Annotated in this window: 18 protein-coding genes; 3 read left to right on the top strand and 15 right to left on the bottom strand. The window is 72.2% G+C overall.

What is annotated here, in order from left to right; genetic code table 11:
* Window positions 1-2: 2 nt before the first annotated feature.
* From ybeY to hrcA, 6 genes are all read right to left on the bottom strand, one after another.
* Window positions 3-464 carry an rRNA maturation RNase YbeY gene (ybeY, locus tag AB0N84_RS05705; protein ID WP_069711120.1) on the bottom strand — a complete coding sequence of 154 codons (462 nt, stop codon included), beginning with the start codon at window positions 462-464 and terminating at the stop codon, window positions 3-5.
* Complete coding sequence (locus AB0N84_RS05710; protein ID WP_223246521.1) at window positions 461-1,522, bottom strand: PhoH family protein; 1,062 nt, start codon at window positions 1,520-1,522, stop codon at window positions 461-463. The genes ybeY and AB0N84_RS05710 overlap by 4 nt, the downstream gene beginning before the upstream one ends.
* A gap of 109 nt (window positions 1,523-1,631) precedes the next feature.
* Window positions 1,632-1,988 carry a histidine triad nucleotide-binding protein gene (locus AB0N84_RS05715; RefSeq protein WP_069711121.1) on the bottom strand — a complete coding sequence of 119 codons (357 nt, stop codon included), beginning with the start codon at window positions 1,986-1,988 and terminating at the stop codon, window positions 1,632-1,634.
* A 47-nt stretch (window positions 1,989-2,035) separates the two neighbouring features.
* The gene (locus AB0N84_RS05720; RefSeq protein WP_182046545.1) at window positions 2,036-2,782 is read right to left on the bottom strand and encodes a 16S rRNA (uracil(1498)-N(3))-methyltransferase; all 747 of its coding nucleotides are present in this window, start codon (window positions 2,780-2,782) and stop codon (window positions 2,036-2,038) included.
* A complete protein-coding gene (gene dnaJ / locus AB0N84_RS05725) occupies window positions 2,782-3,897 on the bottom strand; it encodes a molecular chaperone DnaJ (RefSeq protein ID WP_069711123.1) in 1,116 nt (371 codons plus the stop codon). Before dnaJ ends, AB0N84_RS05720 begins: the two co-directional genes overlap by 1 nt.
* Window positions 3,898-4,008: 111 nt before the next feature.
* On the bottom strand, window positions 4,009-5,031 hold the full coding sequence (gene hrcA, locus AB0N84_RS05730) for a heat-inducible transcriptional repressor HrcA (protein ID WP_182046544.1): 1,023 nt from the start codon (window positions 5,029-5,031) through the stop codon (window positions 4,009-4,011).
* 108 nt (window positions 5,032-5,139) lie between these two features.
* On the opposite strand from hrcA, the gene AB0N84_RS05735 reads away from it, so the two are divergent.
* Window positions 5,140-5,574: a DUF4870 domain-containing protein gene (locus tag AB0N84_RS05735; protein WP_289458624.1), complete on the top strand. Its 435-nt coding sequence runs from the start codon at window positions 5,140-5,142 to the stop codon at window positions 5,572-5,574.
* Window positions 5,575-5,590: 16 nt separating this feature from the next.
* Here the strand turns inward: AB0N84_RS05735 and hemW are convergent, their stop codons facing one another.
* Window positions 5,591-6,826, bottom strand: coding sequence for a radical SAM family heme chaperone HemW (hemW, locus tag AB0N84_RS05740; RefSeq protein WP_182046543.1), 1,236 nt, complete (start codon window positions 6,824-6,826; stop codon window positions 5,591-5,593).
* Window positions 6,827-6,854: 28 nt separating this feature from the next.
* On the opposite strand from hemW, the gene AB0N84_RS05745 reads away from it, so the two are divergent.
* Window positions 6,855-7,547: an HAD family hydrolase gene (locus AB0N84_RS05745; RefSeq protein WP_363544307.1), complete on the top strand. Its 693-nt coding sequence runs from the start codon at window positions 6,855-6,857 to the stop codon at window positions 7,545-7,547.
* 74 nt (window positions 7,548-7,621) lie between these two features.
* On the opposite strand, the gene AB0N84_RS05750 is transcribed toward AB0N84_RS05745, so the two are convergent.
* From AB0N84_RS05750 to AB0N84_RS05780, 7 genes are all read right to left on the bottom strand, one after another.
* The gene (locus AB0N84_RS05750) at window positions 7,622-8,269 is read right to left on the bottom strand and encodes a DUF1990 domain-containing protein (RefSeq protein ID WP_182046541.1); all 648 of its coding nucleotides are present in this window, start codon (window positions 8,267-8,269) and stop codon (window positions 7,622-7,624) included.
* 60 nt (window positions 8,270-8,329) lie between these two features.
* The gene (locus AB0N84_RS05755) at window positions 8,330-9,640 is read right to left on the bottom strand and encodes a family 16 glycoside hydrolase (RefSeq protein WP_363544310.1); all 1,311 of its coding nucleotides are present in this window, start codon (window positions 9,638-9,640) and stop codon (window positions 8,330-8,332) included.
* An 11-nt stretch (window positions 9,641-9,651) separates the two neighbouring features.
* On the bottom strand, window positions 9,652-10,584 hold the full coding sequence (locus tag AB0N84_RS05760; protein WP_289458633.1) for a S26 family signal peptidase: 933 nt from the start codon (window positions 10,582-10,584) through the stop codon (window positions 9,652-9,654).
* Window positions 10,581-11,204 carry a hypothetical protein gene (locus AB0N84_RS05765; protein WP_289458635.1) on the bottom strand — a complete coding sequence of 208 codons (624 nt, stop codon included), beginning with the start codon at window positions 11,202-11,204 and terminating at the stop codon, window positions 10,581-10,583. The genes AB0N84_RS05760 and AB0N84_RS05765 overlap by 4 nt, the downstream gene beginning before the upstream one ends.
* 10 nt (window positions 11,205-11,214) lie before the next feature.
* Window positions 11,215-11,838: a hypothetical protein gene (locus AB0N84_RS05770; RefSeq protein ID WP_182046537.1), complete on the bottom strand. Its 624-nt coding sequence runs from the start codon at window positions 11,836-11,838 to the stop codon at window positions 11,215-11,217.
* A gap of 277 nt (window positions 11,839-12,115) precedes the next feature.
* Window positions 12,116-13,963, bottom strand: a complete 1,848-nt coding sequence (lepA, locus tag AB0N84_RS05775) for a translation elongation factor 4 (protein WP_069711131.1) — start codon at window positions 13,961-13,963, stop codon at window positions 12,116-12,118.
* Window positions 13,964-14,117: 154 nt separating this feature from the next.
* Window positions 14,118-15,284 carry an aminotransferase class I/II-fold pyridoxal phosphate-dependent enzyme gene (locus AB0N84_RS05780; protein WP_289458637.1) on the bottom strand — a complete coding sequence of 389 codons (1,167 nt, stop codon included), beginning with the start codon at window positions 15,282-15,284 and terminating at the stop codon, window positions 14,118-14,120.
* Window positions 15,285-15,488: 204 nt separating this feature from the next.
* On the opposite strand from AB0N84_RS05780, the gene rpsT reads away from it, so the two are divergent.
* The gene (rpsT, locus tag AB0N84_RS05785; RefSeq protein ID WP_069711133.1) at window positions 15,489-15,749 is read left to right on the top strand and encodes a 30S ribosomal protein S20; all 261 of its coding nucleotides are present in this window, start codon (window positions 15,489-15,491) and stop codon (window positions 15,747-15,749) included.
* 245 nt (window positions 15,750-15,994) lie between these two features.
* Here rpsT and holA read toward each other — a convergent pair whose 3' ends face one another.
* Complete coding sequence (gene holA, locus AB0N84_RS05790) at window positions 15,995-17,014, bottom strand: DNA polymerase III subunit delta (protein WP_259346138.1); 1,020 nt, start codon at window positions 17,012-17,014, stop codon at window positions 15,995-15,997.
* Between the last annotated feature and the right edge of the window lie 184 nt (window positions 17,015-17,198).

The raw sequence follows: 17,198 nt of genomic DNA on the forward strand, positions 1-17,198 counted from the left end.
GCTCACCGCCCGCGACGCTGGGCGGCGAAGGCGGAGAGGATCTCGCCCTGCAGCCCGAACATCTCGGCCTTCTCCTCCGGTTCGGCGTGGTCGAACCCGAGCAGGTGCAGGATGCCGTGGCACGTGAGCAGCAGCATCTCGTCGGTGCTCGTGTGGCCGGCGGTCCGGGCCTGCTCGGCGGCGACCTGGGGGCACACGACGATGTCGCCGAGGAGCCCGGCGGGGGTCGGCTCGTCCTCGGTGCCCGGACGGAGCTCGTCCATCGGGAAGCTCAGGACGTCGGTCGGGCCCGGCTCGTCCATCCACCGCACGTGGAGCTGCTCCATCGCGCCCTCGTCGACCAGGACGATCGCGAGCTCCGCGTCCGCGTGGACGTGCAGCGCGTCGAGCGCGAAGGCTGCGAGGCGCTGGATGGCCTGCTCGTCGACCTCGACACCGGACTCGTTGTTGAGCTCGATGCTCACCGGGTGCCTCCTCGGGCGTCGTCCTGCGGGTACGGGGACTGCTGGCGGTCCTGCGGCGGCCGACCGCGGCGCTCGGCGCGGTTCGCACCGGCCGGGTCGCCGATCGGTGCCGTGCCGCGACCGCCGGGGCGGTGCCCGGCCTGCTCCGCGAGGCGCTCCTCGTCGTAGACGGTGTAGGCGTCGACGATCCGGCCGACCAGGGTGTGCCGCACGACGTCCTCGCTGCCGAGCCGGGCGAAGTGGATGTCCTCGACGTCGCCGAGGATGCGCGTGACGAGCCGCAGACCGGACAGGTTGCCCGGCAGGTCCACCTGGGTGATGTCACCGGTGACGACCATCTTCGAGCCGAAGCCCAGGCGCGTCAGGAACATCTTCATCTGCTCGGGCGTGGTGTTCTGCGCCTCGTCGAGGATGACGAACGAGTCGTTGAGCGTCCGCCCACGCATGTACGCCAGCGGCGCGACCTCGACCGTGCCGGCCGCGAGCAGCTTCGGCACGAGCTCGGGGTCCATCATCTCGTTGAGCGCGTCGTAGAGCGGCCGCAGGTACGGGTCGATCTTGTCGGTGAGCGTGCCGGGCAGGAAGCCGAGCCGCTCGCCCGCCTCGACCGCCGGCCGCGTGAGGATGATGCGGGTGACCTCGCGCCGCTGCAGGGCCTGCACGGCCTTCGCCATCGCCAGGTAGGTCTTGCCGGTACCTGCCGGGCCGATGCCGAACGTGATCGTGTGGTGGTCGATGGCGTCGACGTAGGCGCGCTGCCCGTCGGTCTTCGGCCGCACCGACTTGCCGCGGCTCGCCACGATCGGGGTGCCGAACGTGTCCGAGGGCTTGCGGTCCTCGTCGAGGATCCGCGCCGAGGTCGGGATGTCGGCCGGACCGATGTCCTGCCCGCGCTTCACCATGCCCACGAGCTCGTCGACGAGCGCGTGGGCACGGGCGACGTCGCGCTCGGGCCCGGTGAGCGAGACCTCGTTGCCGCGGACGAGCACCCGGACGCCCGGGTACTGCCGCTCGACCGTCTTGAGCAGACGGTCCTGCGGGCCGAGGAGCTGGACCATCGCGATGCCGTCGACCCGGATGTCGACGACGACGTCGGACGGGTCGGACACGGGTCGGGTCGTGGGTCGGTCCGGTGCGGGTGCGTCGGACGCGGGGTGGACGGAGTCGTCAACCGGCAAGGAGATTCCCTTCGTGCAGATCACCTGCGAGGACGTGCGCGTGCACGTGGAACACGGTCTGACCGGCGGCTTCGCCGGTGTTGAAGACGAGTCGGAACTGGCCGTCCGCCCGCTCGTCGGCGATGCGACGGGCGGTGGCGACCACGTGGGCGAGCAGGTCCGGGTCGCCGGCGGCGAGCTCGGTCACGTCGCGGTACTGCTCGGTCTTGGGGATCACGAGCACGTGCACCGGGGCCTTCGGCGCGATGTCCTCGATCGCGATCACCCGGTCGTCCTCCGCGACGATCGTCGCGGGGATCGCACGGGCGATGATCTTCGAGAAGACGCTCGGCTCGCTGCTGCTCATGACTCCATCGTAGAACCCACGACCGACGTGGACCCTTCCCGGTCCGGCTACCAGCGGCCCAGCCGCGTCTGCAGGACGGCCAGCGCCGCCGGTCCGGCGGTCGAGGTGCGCAGCACGGTGTCACCGAGACGGACCCGCACGGCGCCCGCGGCCTCGAGCCGGTCGAACTCCGAGCCGTCGATCCCGCCCTCCGGGCCGACCACCAGGACGATCTCCTCGACGTCGGCCGGCGGTTCCCACGCGGAGAGCCGCACCGCACCCACCGGGTCCAGCACGACCAGCGCACGCCGCGCCTCCCGGCCGACCGCCGCGAGCTGCGCCGTCGTCACCGGCGCCGACACGGTGGGCACGCGCGACCGGACCGCCTGCTTGGCAGCCTCCTGCGCGATGGCCGCCCAGCGGGCGCGCCCCTTCTCGACCTTCGCGCCGTCCCACCGCGACACGCTGCGGGCGGCGGACCACGGGACGATCCGGTCGACGCCGATCTCGGTCCCCGCCTGCACCGCCATCTCGTCGCGGCCGCCCTTCGCGAGTGCCTGGACGAGCACGAGCGCCGGACGCGGCTGCGGCTCGACCGTCACGTCGTCGACGGTGAGCGTCAGCTCGTCGCGACCCGTCGCCGTGACCGCGCCGGAGACGACCGTGCCCTGCCCGTCGGCGATCCGCAGGACCTCGCCGACCCGGACGCGCGCGACCGAGACCGCGTGCCGCCCCTCGGCACCGTCGAGCCGGACCGGGTCGCCGACCCCGACGCCGTCGAGCGCGCCGGGACCGACCAGGTGGAGCGAGGCCATCAGAAGTTGAAGAACCGGTCGCGGAGCTTGCCGAACATGCCCTGCTGGAACCGGGCGAGCTGCGGCTTCGCGGCCTTGTGCGACTTCGCGAGCTGCTCGACGAGCTGGCGCTCCTTGTGCGAGAGCTTCGTCGGCGTCACGACCTGCACGCCGACCCGCAGGTCTCCGCGCCCGGCACCGCGCAGCTTCGTCACGCCGCGGTCCTTGATCACGAGGACGTCGGCGCTCTGCACGCCGGGCCGGACCTCGAGCTCGACCGGGCCGTCGAGGCCGTCGATCGTGGTGTTGGTGCCGAGGATCGCGTCGGTCATCTGGACCTCGAGCGTCGCGAGCAGGTCGTCGCCCTCGCGGCTGTAGACGTCGTGGTGCCGCACCTTCACCTCGAGGTACAGGTCACCCGACGGGCCGCCGGCGGGACCGACCTCGCCCTGGCCGGGCATCTGCAGGCGCAGACCGGTCTCGACGCCCGCGGGGACGTCGACCGGGACGGTCCGGCGCGCACGGACGCGGCCCTGCCCCTGGCACGTCGGGCACGGGCTGGGGATGACGGTGCCGTAGCCGCGGCAGGTGCCGCAGGGCGCGCTCGTCACGACGTTGCCGAGCAGCGAGCGGACCTGGCGCTGGATGTGGCCGGAGCCGCCGCAGATGTCGCACGTGCGCGGGCTCGTGCCGGGCGCACAGCACGAGCCGTGGCAGGTCTCGCACAGCACGGCCGTGTCGACCTCGACGTCCTTGTGGGTGCCGAAGACGACCTCGTCGAGGTCGACCTCGATCCGGAGCAGGGCGTCCTGTCCGCGCTCGGCGCGGCTCCGCGGACCGTTCCCCCGGCCGCCGCCACCGCCGCCGCCGAAGAAGGCGTCGAAGATGTCGCTGAAGCCGCCGGCCGCGCCGCCGCCGAAGGGGCTGTCTGCCTGCGGGCCGGCGTCGTAGCGCCGCCGCTGCTCGGGGTCGCTCAGCACGTCGTACGCGTGCGTCACGTCCTTGAAGCGCTCGGCGGCGTCCGGGCTCGGGTTGACGTCCGGGTGCAGCTCGCGCGCCAGCCGTCGGTAGGCCTTCTTGATGTCGGCATCGGAGGCGTCCGGCTGGACGCCGAGGACGTCGTAGTGGTCTGCCACGGTTCCCTCAGTCGGTTTCGGTTCGGTCGGTGGGTCGCGGCTCGCGCCGCGGTTCGGTCTGGAGGCGCGGAGCGGGTCCGCAGGGCACCGTGCGTCGGGCTCGGTGACCGGTCAATGTTCGCCCAGCAGCTTGGACAGGTACCGTGCGACCGCGCGGACCGCGGCCATGTTCGTGCCGTAGTCCATGCGGGTCGGGCCGAGGACGCCCAGACGGGCGACCGCTCCCCCGCCGGCGAGGTACCCGCCGGCGACGATGCTGGTGGCGTCGAGGCCGTACTCGGCGTTCTCGGCGCCGATGCTGGCGGCCACCGCGACGTCGTCGACCTGCATCTCGCCGAACAACCGGAGCAGGGTCACCTGTTCCTCGATCGCCTCGAGCACGGGGAACAGGCCGCCGGTGAAGTCCCGCTCGCTCTTGGCGAGGTTCGCGGCGCCCGCCATCACCAGGCGGTCCTGCCGGTTCGCGGCGACCTGCTCGATGAGCGTCGCGACGACCACCCCACCGAGGGTCTGCGCGTCGGCACGGAGCTGCCGCGGGACCTCGCGGAGGGCCCGGGGGACGTCCTGCAGGAGCAGGCCGACCGAGGCGCCGTTCACGACGGTGCGGAGCTCGGTGAGGGCGGTCTCGTCGAGCGCGACGTCGGTCTCCACGACCCGCTGCTCGACCCGGGCGGTGTCCGTGATGAGGACGACCATGAGCCGGGTGTCGCCCAGGCGCACGAGCTCGACGTGCTGCACGCGGGCCCGCACCATCGACGGGTACTGCACGAGGGCGACCTGGTTCGTGAGCTGGCTGAGGAGCCGGACCGTGCGGCCGAGGACCTCGTCGAGGTCGTTGGGGGTGCCGAGGAACGTCTCGATCGCGTGCCGCTGCGCGCTCGAGAGCGGGCGGGCGGCGGCCAGGTGGTCGACGAAGACCCGGTAGCCCTTGTCGGTCGGGACCCGCCCGGACGAGGTGTGCGGGGCGACGATGAGCTGCTCGTCCTCGAGCTGGGCCATGTCGTTGCGGATCGTGGCGGCGCTGACGCCGAAGGCGTGGCGGTCGACGATCGTCTTCGAACCGACCGGTTCGCGCGACGCGACGTAGTCCCGCACGATGGCCTTGAGGACCTCGAGGGAGCGTTCGCTGACCATCCGGACCCCTTCCGTTCGATGCTGGCACTCGGACGTGTCGACTGCTGATCCTACGCCCGACCGCCGACGCACCGGGACCGGGGCGGTCCCTCCCGGTACGCTCGCCGCATGAGCTACGGACAGCAGCCCGGTGGGCCCTACGGACAGCAGCAGCCGGGCGGACCCGGCAACCCGCAGGGGCCGCAGTACCCGGCGGGGTACACGCAGCCCCAGCCGATGTCGCCCGAGGACCAGCGCCTCTGGGCGACCCTGACGCACGTCGGCGGCATCTTCTCCAGCCTCGTCGTGCCGGTCATCGCCTACCTGGTGCTGCGCGACCGCGGCCAGTTCATCCGCGAGCACACCCGCCAGGCGCTGAACTTCCACATCACGATGGCGATCGCCGGAGTCGTCTGCAGCGTGCTGACGATCGTGCTCATCGGCTTCGTGCTGCTGCCGGTCCTCGGCGTGCTCGTGATCGTCTTCGCCGTCATCGCGGCGATCGCGGCCAACCGCGGGGACTTCTACCACTACCCGCTCACGATCGAGTTCATCAAGCAGTAGCAGCGGTCGCCAGCGCTCAGTCGAGCAGCTCGCGGACCACGGCGTCCGCGAGCAGGCGACCCTGCAGGGTCAGCTCGATGCGTCCCCGCACCGCGGCCGACCCGTCCACGAGACCGCGTGCGATGAGTCCCGCGACCCGGCCACGCGCCTCCCGGCCGAGTTCCGACGTCGCGAGCTCACCCCGCACCCGGGCGGCGAGGAGCACGCGCTCGACGTACCGGGTCTCGTCGTCGAGGGTCTCGCGCCCCGCGGCGGGCGACGTCCCGCCGAGCACCCGGTTCGCGTACGCGGCCGGGTGCTTGACGTTCCACCAGCGCGTGCCGGCCACCGCCGAGTGCGCGCCGGGACCGACGCCCCACCAGTCGTGGCCCTTCCAGTAGGACAGGTTGTGGCGGCTGGCGTGCTGCGCGGTGCCGCCCTGCGCGTCGAGGCGCGCCCAGTTGGAGACCTCGTACCAGCCGTAGCCCGCGTCGGACAGGGTCCGGTCGGCGAGCTCGTACATGTCGGCGGCGAGGTCGTCGTCCGGTGCCGGCAGCTCGCCGCGGGCGACCATGCGGCCCATCGCCGTGCCCTCCTCGACGATCAGCGAGTAGGCCGACACGTGGTCCGGCGCGCACGCCAGGGCCGCGTCGAGCGAGCGACGCCAGTCGTCGAGCGACTCCCCCGGGGTCGAGTAGATGAGGTCGAGGCTGACGTCGAGCCCCTCCCGCTCCGCCAGGTCGACCACGAGCGGGACGCGCTCGGGGTCGTGCGTGCGGTCGAGGGTCGCGAGCACGTGCGGGACCGCCGACTGCATGCCGTAGCTCATCCGGGTGAACCCACCGCGGCGCAGGGTGGCGACGGACTCGGCGTCCACCGAGTCGGGGTTCGCCTCGGTCGTGACCTCGGCGCCGGGCAGGATGCCCCACGTGTCGTCGATCGCGCGGAGGATCATCACGAGGTCGTCCGCGGGCAGCATGGTGGGCGTCCCACCGCCGAAGAAGACCGTGGAGACCGGTCGCCGCGGGACCCCGGAGCGGTCGAGGACCTCGGCCGCCCAGCGGATCTCCTGCACGGCGTGGCCGGCGTAGTCGTCACGACGCACGCCGCGCAGCTCGGACGCCGTGTAGGTGTTGAAGTCGCAGTAGCCGCAGCGCACCCGGCAGAACGGGACGTGCACGTAGACGCCGAAGGGGACGTCGCCGGCGCCGGGACCGGGGGTGACCAGGCCGTCCGCGGGAGCGGGATCGGCGATCGGGAGAGCACTCGGCATGGACTCCATTGTCGGCCATGATGGAGCCATGGAGCACCACACCGTCCCCACCACGGTGCTGTGGGACATCGACGGCACCCTCGTGCTGAACGCCGCCTCGCCGGGGAACCTGTACCACCTGGCACTCGAACGCGCCGTCGGTCGCGACCTGGTGCTGCGCGTCGGACACCAGCACGGCCGCACCGACGCCGGGCTCATCGCCGAGCACGTGCGCGCGCACGACCTCGACGACGCCCTCATCCCCACCGTCAGCCGGCACCTGCGCGACCTGACCGACGAGCGGTTCCACCGGGGCGAACGACGCGCGCCCGCTCCGGGAGCCGTCGCGCTGGTCCACCGCTTCGCCCGGCTCGGGTGGCGGAACGGCCTGCTCACCGGCAACTCGGCGCACCGGGCCCGGGTGAAGCTCGCCGGTGCCGGGTTCGACGTCGGCGCCTTCGACTGGGACCACTCGTACTTCGGGGACGAGGAGGTCGAGCGGACCGGAGTGACCACCCTCGCCGCAGCGGCCCTCGCCGGCACACGGGCCGTGATCGTCGGCGACACCCCGCGGGACGGGGAGGCAGCGGACGCCGTGGGGATCCCGTTCGTGGCGGTGGCGACCGGGGTCTACGACGTCGAGGCGCTCCGGGCGACGAGCGCGGTGGCCGTCGCACGGGACTGCGTGCAGGACGCGCAGCTGCTCGAGGACGCGATCGCCGCGGTGCCGCCGCTGGGCTGAGGGCTGGTCGGCGGTTTCGGGGATGGTCGGCGCTGCGGGCCGTGCGGCGCTGCGGGCCGTGCGGCGCTGCGGGGCTAGTCGCCGCGCAGGGCCGCCAGGTACTTCGCCGCCATCGTGCGCTGCTGCCGACGGAGGAACGGCGCGACGAGGGCCCACTTCCGGCTGGCCGGCTGCGAGAACTGCCGCACCTGCAACCACACCGAGCCGTCGCTCGTGCGCTCGACGACGAAGGACTCCTCGCCGGAGAGCGGGTGCCCCTCGAGCGTGCCGTAGGCGAACCCCTTGCGGTCCGTCTCGTCGATGATCGACACCACGCGCACGGGCGCGTGCACGGTCTGCCCGAAGGCGTGCATCTCGAGGGTCGCGGTCGTGCCGGCGGTGACGAGCGGGGTGCCGTCCGCGGCGAACCGCTCGACCCGGGGCGTGCCGATCGAGGCGGGTGCGACCGGCACGCCGTGCTCGTCGAAGGTCACAGGGTTGTACCGGACCTCGTCGTCGTCGGGCTGGTCGCCGACGACGACGCGGATGCCGCTGCGCTCCTGGATCTGCCAGGTCAGCGCCTGGGTCACCGCGGTCTCGAAGCGCTGGTCACCGTGGCCGATGCGCGCACGGGACTCCGCCGGGGTGAAGCCCTCCGGCGGGTAGGTCATGAGGTCCGCCGCCTGGGTGGCACCGACGGCACCGTAGGTCAGGGCGGTCCGGTACGTGCCGCGGGAACTCATGGAGCCATCGTACCGGCGCAGCCGTGGAGGCCGTCGCGCCGGTGCGGGACACGCACGAGGTCAGCGGGGCGTGACCGCGATGTTCCGCCACTGCGCCTCGAGCCCCTGCTCGCGGATGCCGACCGCACCGGTGGTCAGCGAGCAGCTGCCGAAGTCCGCCTTCCCCTGCACCGGTGTCCCGCCGGCCGAGGGCGAGGCGGTCGCCGTGATCGTGCAGCCCACGGCCTCGACGGTGAGGTGCCACCACTCCTCGGCCTGCACCGTGCGGCCGAACGACACGAAGGTCCCGGTGAACCCCGGGTTCTTGTGCTCACCGATGACCATGCCCGATGCGCTGAGGCCCACGTAGTAGGCGCGGAGGGAGTCCGGGCCGGTGGACGGGTCGTTCACTCGGACGTTGAAGCCCGCGTCGGTCCCACCGGTCGGCTTCCGCATCAGCCGGACGTCGCCGGTCAGCGTCATGTCGCCCCAGACCCGGTTGAGGACCTGCTTGTCGCCGTCCTGGCCGGAGTACGCGACGCTGCGGATCCGCTCCTCGGGTTGGTCGATCGCCCAGGTGCCGCCGTAGACCCGCGCGGGTGCGCCGTCCTCGAAGCGGCCGGTCGTCAGGGTCGAGTTGTACGGGGCCGACGCCACGGAGGCCGACAGTGCGCCGGCGGTCACGGTGACGAACCGGAAGCCGGCCGCGCTCGCGTTGCCGCGCAGGCCGACCGCGCCCTTCGTCAGGCAGTCGGTCGACGACTCCGACGCGTTGACCTTCGTCCAGTCGTTCGCGCCGACGGTCGACGACCACGCGGTGATGCCGCACCCGGCCGCCTGGACGACGACGTGGTAGTACTGCCCGGCGCGGAGGTTGCCCGCGATGGTCGACCGCGCCAGCGGAGTGGTCGTGCCGTTGTTCGTCCGGCTGATCGCCAGCGTGTTGTCCGTCAGCGAGAGACCGACCGAGTAGCCGGTGAAGGCGTTCGTGCCCGTCGCGGGCTGCGTGACGCGGACCAGGAGCCCGGCGTCCGTTCCGGAGTTCACCTGCACGTCGGCCTGCATGGTGTAGTCGGTCCACCCGGGGTCGCCGGTCACGGCCTTCGGCCCGTCGGACGAGCCGGACGTCTCGGTGAAGGTGCCGTACCCGTTCACGGTCTGCGTCGTCCACGTGCCGTTGTACGTCCGCCACGCCCCCTGACCGCCGGCGAAGGAGTCGCGGAACGGCAGGTTCGTCCGGGAGTAGTCCGACGCCGTGCTCGCGGCGCTCCGGTTCGACAGCGCCGCGGTGTACGCGGCCTGCGTCGAGCCGGACGTCGTGGTGACGCCGGTCACCAGGGCCAGCACGGCGACGGCGAGCACGCCGAGCAGGGTCGCGGGCCGGAGGGTCACGGGCGGGAGGCTCACGAGGCCACCGCCGGCTCGACGTCCTCGTCCCGGGTCCCCGCCGGTCGCCCGCCACGGTACCGCGGCCGCGCGAGGAGGACGCCGACGACGAGCGGCACGCCGCAGAGCACCACGAGGGCCACCCACCCGGCGGGGGTCAGGTCGAGCCGCGCCGCGATCGCCACCGCCCCGTCGGTCCCGGGCGGCAGGGGCACCTGCCCGACCGCCCCGCTGACGAGCCGCTCGGACGCGCCGGCCGGTCCGACGGCGCGGACCGGCAGCAGCCCCGTGGACACGACGTCCGCGACCGGTCGGGCCCCCGCCTCGACCCCGGTGACCACGAGCGCGACGAAGGGGCGGAAGACCGCGACCACGACGGCCAGGACGACGCTCACGCCGACGAGCCGGGCGGCGGTGCGACCGGCGCGACCGGGGAGGAACCCGGTGAGGAGCCAGACGACGCCGACGCCGCCGACCGCCCAGGGCAGCATCCGGAGCACCCAGCCCGCTCCCGGCAGCACCGCGACGACCCGGCCGACGACGTCGCCGCGGGTGATGGTCCAGGCGTCCGCCGCGCCGTTCGCGTCGCCCTTGGTCGTGATCGCGCCGTCCGCGACCGCGGTGATGCGGTGCGTGTAGGGCAACCGCGCCGCCGTGCCCCCGCCCGCCGCGACCGGCGGCACGAAGGTGACGACGTCGCCGACGGCCAGACGGTGCTGTCCCGGCGGCACCGTCACGACGAGCGACCCCACGGGCGCCGTGCGGCCCATCGACGGCGTCCGGACGTCGAAGGTGCGGACGCCGGCGGCCATCGCGGCGCCGACGACGAGCAGCACGAGCAGGACCGCGGCGATCGTGACGACGACCCGGACCGGCACCGCCCGACCCGGGGCACGCCGGCGACGGGGCACCGCCGTGCCGCCGACACCGGCCACGAGTCCGCCGGTCATGCGGTGAACGTCCACACGAGGGACTGGTTCATGGTCTGCGCCTGCGAGTCGTTCGGCGCCGCGGGGTCGAGGGAGACCGTCACGGTCGCCGTCCCGCCCTGGCCGGCAGCCGGAGCGGGGCTGATGGCGAAGCTCTTGCCGCCGATCGCGCCCGCGTTCTGCTTGGAGATGACGGTCGTCGTCCCCGACGGCGTCGTCCACGTCACGGTGACGAGCAGCCAGTAGCAGATGCTGTTCGAGGTCGAGACGGTGCCGTTGCAGACCCCGGGAGCGAGGGAGAACGCCGACGCTGCGACCCCGCCGGTGTTCTTGATCACCGTCGAGGTGCCGCGCGTGGTGTCCCCCGGCCGGAGGTTCGTGCCGGCGTACAGGTCGGTCGAGCACGTCGTGGTGCCCGTGGCGGTGCTCCGGCACGCCACGGTCGACGCGTCCGGACCCTGCGTCATCTCGATCGAGACGGTGTTCGCCGTGTTCGTGGTGTTCGAGATCGATGCCGTGTACGCCGACATCGTGCCGGTCGTCGTCAGCGCGAGGGCGACCGAGGCGACGAGTCCCGCCGCCGCGATGAACCAGCCCGTGCGCACCGGGGTGCGGCGGACGACCGTCGAGTGCCTGCCCACGACGGCACCGTCAGGCGGAGAAGGTGAAGGTGAGGGCCTGGGAGAGGGTCACGCCGGACGTCGGCGCGGTGGCGTTCTGCGGCAGCGAGACCTGGACGGTGAGCGGGATGCGCTCGTTCGCCGCAGGCGGGTTCGGCAGCGTGATCGCGTTGGCCGCCAGGTACGCGGGCGTCGTGGAGGCGGGCAGCACGTCCGCACCACGCCACGTCATCTTCACGACGAGCTGGTTGCAGAGGTCCGAGCCGCTCGCGGGCGAGGTGGCGCAGGGGCCGCCCGTGAGTCGGAACCCGGTGGGCGTCGCCGTCCCGGTGTTCGCGAAGTAGATCGTCTGGGTGGTCGAGGAGTCCCCGGGACGCAGCGACTCCCCGCCGTAGAGGTTCGGGTCGGTGCAGCTCGCCGTGCCGTCGGAACCGGTCGTGCAGGCTCCGGGCGACCCGTCGGCGGTGGTCTCCGCGATCCGGATCGTGGAGGTGGACACCGTGTTGGTGCCGTGCAGGAAAGCCTGCGTGAAGACGGACAGCGTGCCGCTGAAGGTCAATGCGAGCACCACCGCGGCGGCGAGGCCGGCGGCGATGACGGCGAGGTTGAGACGCTGCCGCTGTGCGCGGCTGACAGGTGTTGCATGACGTGACATCGGGTTCGCACCTCCGTGTGCACCCGGGTCGGGAACGATCGCCGCGCAGGGTCGCGCGCGATCGCAGCGGCCGGGTCCGCTGAACTGAGTGGTGTTCACCACCACACGGTCACATGCGACTGTATAGACCTGCAGCCGTTCTGGGTCCCCCAAAGTACGGGCAGACAGAACGGTCCGCCCTGTTCGGGAGCGTGTCAGCGCGTCGGACGGCGCCTCGACCGGTGCGCCGTCCTGCGGGAAGCGGATGGCCGGGGCGGACCTGGGGAGGGTCCCGCCCCTACTTCTTCTTCTCTTCGACGTCCCCGGAGAGCGCCGCGATGAAGGCTTCCTGCGGCACCTCGACGCGACCCACCATCTTCATGCGCTTCTTGCCCTCCTTCTGCTTCTCGAGGAGCTTGCGCTTGCGGGTGATGTCACCGCCGTAGCACTTCGCGAGGACGTCCTTGCGCATCGCCCGGATGCTCTCGCGGGCGATGATCCGGGCGCCGATCGCAGCCTGGATCGGGACCTCGAACTGCTGCCGCGGGATGAGCTTGCGGAGCCGCTCGGTCATGAGCGTGCCGTACGCGTAGGCCTTGTCGCGGTGCACGATCGCGCTGAAGGCGTCGACCTGTTCGCCCTGCAGCAGGATGTCGACCTTGACGAGGTCGGCTGCCTGATCGCCGGTCGGCTCGTAGTCGAGCGAGGCGTAGCCCTGCGTCTTGCTCTTCAGCTGGTCGAAGAAGTCGAAGACGATCTCGCCGAGGGGCATCTCGTACCGGATCTCGACGCGGTCCTCGCCGAGGTACTCCATGCCGAGCAGGGAGCCACGGCGCGACTGGCACAGCTCCATGATCGCGCCGACGTAGTCCTTCGGCGCGAGGATCGCGGCGCGGACCATGGGCTCGCGGACCTCGACGATGCGACCGCCCGGGAACTCGGACGGGTTCGTGACCTCGGTCACGGTCGTGTCCTCGTTCGTGACCTCGTAGATCACGCTCGGGGCCGTCGTGATGAGGTCGAGGCCGAACTCACGCGAGAGGCGCTCGGTGATGATCTCGAGGTGCAACAGGCCGAGGAAGCCGCAGCGGAAGCCGAAGCCGAGCGCCACGGAGGTCTCCGGCTCGTACACGAGCGCCGCGTCCGAGAGCTTGAGCTTGTCGAGGGCCTCGCGCAGGTCGGGGTAGTCGGAGCCGTCGATCGGGTACAGCCCCGAGAACACCATCGGCTTCGGGTCCGTGTAGCCCGGCAGGGCCTCGGTCGCCGGCTTCTGCGCCGTCGTGACCGTGTCACCCACCTTCGACTGCCGGACGTCCTTCACGCCGGTGATGAGGTAGCCGACCTCGCCGACCGAGAGCCCCTTCGTGGGCTTCGGCTCGGGCGACGACACACCGATCTCGAGGATCTCGTGCGTCGACCTGGTCGACATCATCTGGACCTTCTCGCGCGGGTGGATCGTGCCGTCGATCATCCGGACGTAGGTCACCACACCGCGGTAGCTGTCGTAGACCGAGTCGAAGATCATCGCGCGGGGTGCCGCCTCGACGTCGCCGACGGGGGCCGGCACGGTGCGGACCACGCGGTCGAGGAGCTCGGCGACACCGACACCGGTCTTGCCCGAGACGCGGAGGACGTCCTCCGGCTTGCCGCCGATGAGCTGCGCGAGCTCGGCGGCGTACTTGTCCGGGTCGGCGGCGGGCAGGTCGATCTTGTTGAGCACCGGGATGATCTCGAGGTCGTTCTCGAGCGCCAGGTAGAGGTTGGCCAGCGTCTGTGCCTCGATGCCCTGCGCGGCGTCGACGAGCAGGATCGCGCCCTCGCACGCGGCGAGCGAGCGGGAGACCTCGTACGAGAAGTCGACGTGCCCCGGCGTGTCGATCATGTTCAGCGCGAAGGTCTCGCCGTCGAGCTCCCACGGCATGCGCACGGCCTGCGACTTGATCGTGATGCCGCGTTCGCGCTCGATGTCCATCCGGTCGAGGTACTGCGCACGCATCGCGCGGTCCTCGACGATGCCGGTGATCTGCAGCATGCGGTCGGCCAGCGTGGACTTGCCGTGGTCGATGTGCGCGATGATGCAGAAGTTGCGGATCGCCTCGGCCGGGGTCGCGGCGGGCTCGAGCGGCGCGGATGCTTGTGGGCTCACGGTTCCTCAGGGGTCGGTGCGGTCGGACGATTGTCCCACGGTTGTGCGCGCGCAGCGCGCATCCGGTGCTGCCCTGTGGGAACCGGGCGCGACGCCACGACTGTGCAGGACGGACGGGAGGCGCGCGGCGGGGCCGGCGCGGGCCTCCCGTCCGTCAGGCGGTCACCGTGGCGGGCGTCGGCAGTGCGCCCAGGCCGCGGCGCAGGTCCTCCGGGGTGGCCGCGAGGCACACGCGGACCCAGCCCTCGCCGGACCGGCCGAAGGCGCTGCCGGGCGCGACCGCGACGTGCTCGCGGTGCAGGAGCGCCAGCGCCCACTCGGCGACGTCGCCTCCGGAGGCGTGCGAGACGTCGATCCACAGGTAGAAGGCCCCGCGGGGGTCGAGGTAGCGGATGCCGCCGGCGTCGAGGACCTCCTTCGCCACCGCCAGGTTGGCGCGGTAGTGCTCGCGGGCGTCCTGCACGGCCTGGTGGTCGCCGACGATCGCCGCGAGCGCGGCCCACTGGTCGGGCTCGGCGACGCAGCTGATCATCGCCTCCTGCGTCGTGCGCATGGTCGGCCCGAGTCCCTTCGGCGTCACGAGGTACCCGACGCGGACGCCGGTCATGGCGTAGGTCTTGCTCAGCGAGAACGCCGTGAAGACCCGGTCGTCCTCGTCGAGCGCGGCGATGCTCACGTGGCGCGTGCCGTGGGTGAAGTACTCGTAGACCTCGTCGCTGATCACCCACAGGTCGTGCCGCTTCGCCAGGGCGAGCAGCGCGCGGAGGGTCTCCTCGCCGAACACCGAGCCGAGGGGGTTCGACGGGGAGTTCACCACGATCGCCCGGGTGTGCTCGGTGATGCTCGCCTCGAGCGCCTCGAGGTCGGGCTCGAAGTCGTGCTGCGGTTCGAGCCGGTACGGCACCGGGGTCGCGCCGATGATGTGCGCGTTCATCGTGAAGGTCGTGTAGCCCGGGTCCGGCACGAGGACCTCGTCACCCGGGCTCAGCACGAGCGTCATCGCCTGGAACAGCGCCTGCGTCGCGCCGATCGTCAACCAGACCTGCTCCGGGTCGACGTCGATGCGGTTCTCGCGGCGGAGCTTGTCGCGGATCGCCGCCCGGAGGGGTGCGATGCCGCCGTTCGGCGTGTAGTCGGTGCGGTCCTCGGACCACGCGCGACGGGCGGCCTCGCCGATGTGCGGTGCGACGGCGACGTCCGGCTCGCCGATGACGAGCATCGCGACGTCGGTGCCGTCGGCCTGCAGCAGGGCGGCCTGCTCGTAGACGCGGCGGATGCCGGATGCGGGCACGGTCTCGATCCTGGGGGCGAGGGAGGGCACGTCGACACGGTAGCCGCTCGCGTGTTGCGGCCGCGTTTCGTCAGCGACGCGCGCGCGTCCGGTCCTTTGGCGCCAGCCCGTCCTGCTGGTAGTGTTGGTGGCTGGCTTCCGCGTTCCCCGCCCACGGGTGGAACGCGATGCGACCAAGGGCCCCTCTACCCAGCGGTCGCGACCACCCGTAGAGACGATCAAGGAGCAACACGCATGGCGAACATCAAGTCGCAGATGAAGCGCATCAAGACCAACCTGAAGGCCCAGGAGCGCAACAAGGCCTACCGCTCGGAGCTCAAGACGGTCATCCGTCACACGAACGAGGCCGTCGCCTCGGGCGACAAGGACAAGGCCGCTGCGGCGCTGGTCCTCGCCTCGAAGAAGCTCGACAAGGCCGTGAGCAAGGGCGTCATCCACAAGAACCAGGCGGCGAACCGCAAGTCGGCCATCGCCAAGAAGGTCTCGGCGCTCTGAGTCGCTGATCCTCGGGACGGTCCCTGACCGTCCTGCCGAGAGCCCCGCACCGGTGGTGCGGGGCTCTCGTCGTTCGCGGGTGGTGCGGGAGTGGCGGCGCGGCGACGTCTCTCATGGTGTCGAACCACGGTTGCGACGTCGAACCAGCGCGCACGGCTGGTTCGACGTCGCTTCCGTGGTTCGGAGCGGCGGCCGGCACAACCGGGAGCACGACGTGCGCAGCCGGCCGGGAGGCCCGGGTCGCCTCAGCGGTCCTCGCCGCGTCGGGCGATGGTGCGGACCATCACCTCGAGTGCGTAGTGCGCGTCGCGCGAACCACCCTTCACCGCGGTGTCCGCCGCAGCGATGCTCGTGATCGCGTTCGCCAGCCCGGCCTCGCTCCACCCCGCCACGTCACGCTGTGCGCGCTGGACCTGCCACGGCGCCATGCCGAGCGCGGACGCCGCCTGGCTGCTCGGGCCGCGGAAGGCGCTGACCTTCGCCATCGTGCGGATCTTGCTCGCGAACGCCGCGACGATCGGCACCGGGGCCTCCCCCGTCGCCAGCGCGTGCCGGAGCTCGACGATCGCCGGAGCCGACCGGCCCGCGAGCGCGATGTCGGCGACCTTGAACGCGTTCGTCTCGACGCGGCCGCCGTAGTACTTGTCGACGACGCGGTCGGTGATCTCCTCGGCCTCGTCGGCGAGCAGCTGCCGGCACGCGGCGGCGAGCTCGGCCAGGTCGTCGGCGAAGGCCGCGACGAGCGTCCGCACCGCCGAGGGCGCGATCCGGCGTCGGGCCGCCCGGAACTCCGCGTTCACGAAGTCCGCCTTGTCGGTGTCGCGCTTGAGCTCGTCGCACTGCACCTCGACGCCGCCGCCGACACCGCTGCGGATGGTGTCGAGGAGCTTCTTCCCGCGCACACCGCCGCCGTGCCGCAGCACCAGGGTGACGTCGTCGGCCGGTGCCTGCAGGTAGCTGATCGTCTCGGTGATGAAGGCGTCGGTGCACTTCTCGACGTTGGTGACGCGCACGAGCCGGGGTTCGCCGAAGAGCGACGGGCTCGCCAGCGTCGCGAGGAGGCCGGGGGCGTACTGGTCCGCTTCGAGGTCGTGCACCTCGAGCGCCGGGTCCTCGCCCAGGAGCAGGTCACGGAGGACGCTGCTCGCACGCTCCGCCAGGAACTGCTCGGGTCCGGTGACGAGCACGACCGGTGCCGGGCGGACGCCCGACCACGGTACCTGGTCGATCTTCGCCGCGGCGCGCGCGGGCTTCTTGGCGGGCATGCGTTCCTTCCGTCGGCGCCGGGTCGAGCGGGTCCGGGCCTGCGTCGATCCTACGGGCCACCGGGGACGCTCCGCCGCCTGCCCCACGGCGTGCGGCGCTGCCGTGGGGTCCGCCGGTGGGCCGTCGTCCGCGGCACGCTCCGTCCAGACACGGAGCGCGCCTCCGGCGTCCCGTGACACGACG

Origin of the sequence: Curtobacterium sp. NPDC089185 (assembly GCF_040685235.1) — a bacterium.
GTDB classification, from domain to species: domain Bacteria; phylum Actinomycetota; class Actinomycetes; order Actinomycetales; family Microbacteriaceae; genus Curtobacterium; species Curtobacterium citri.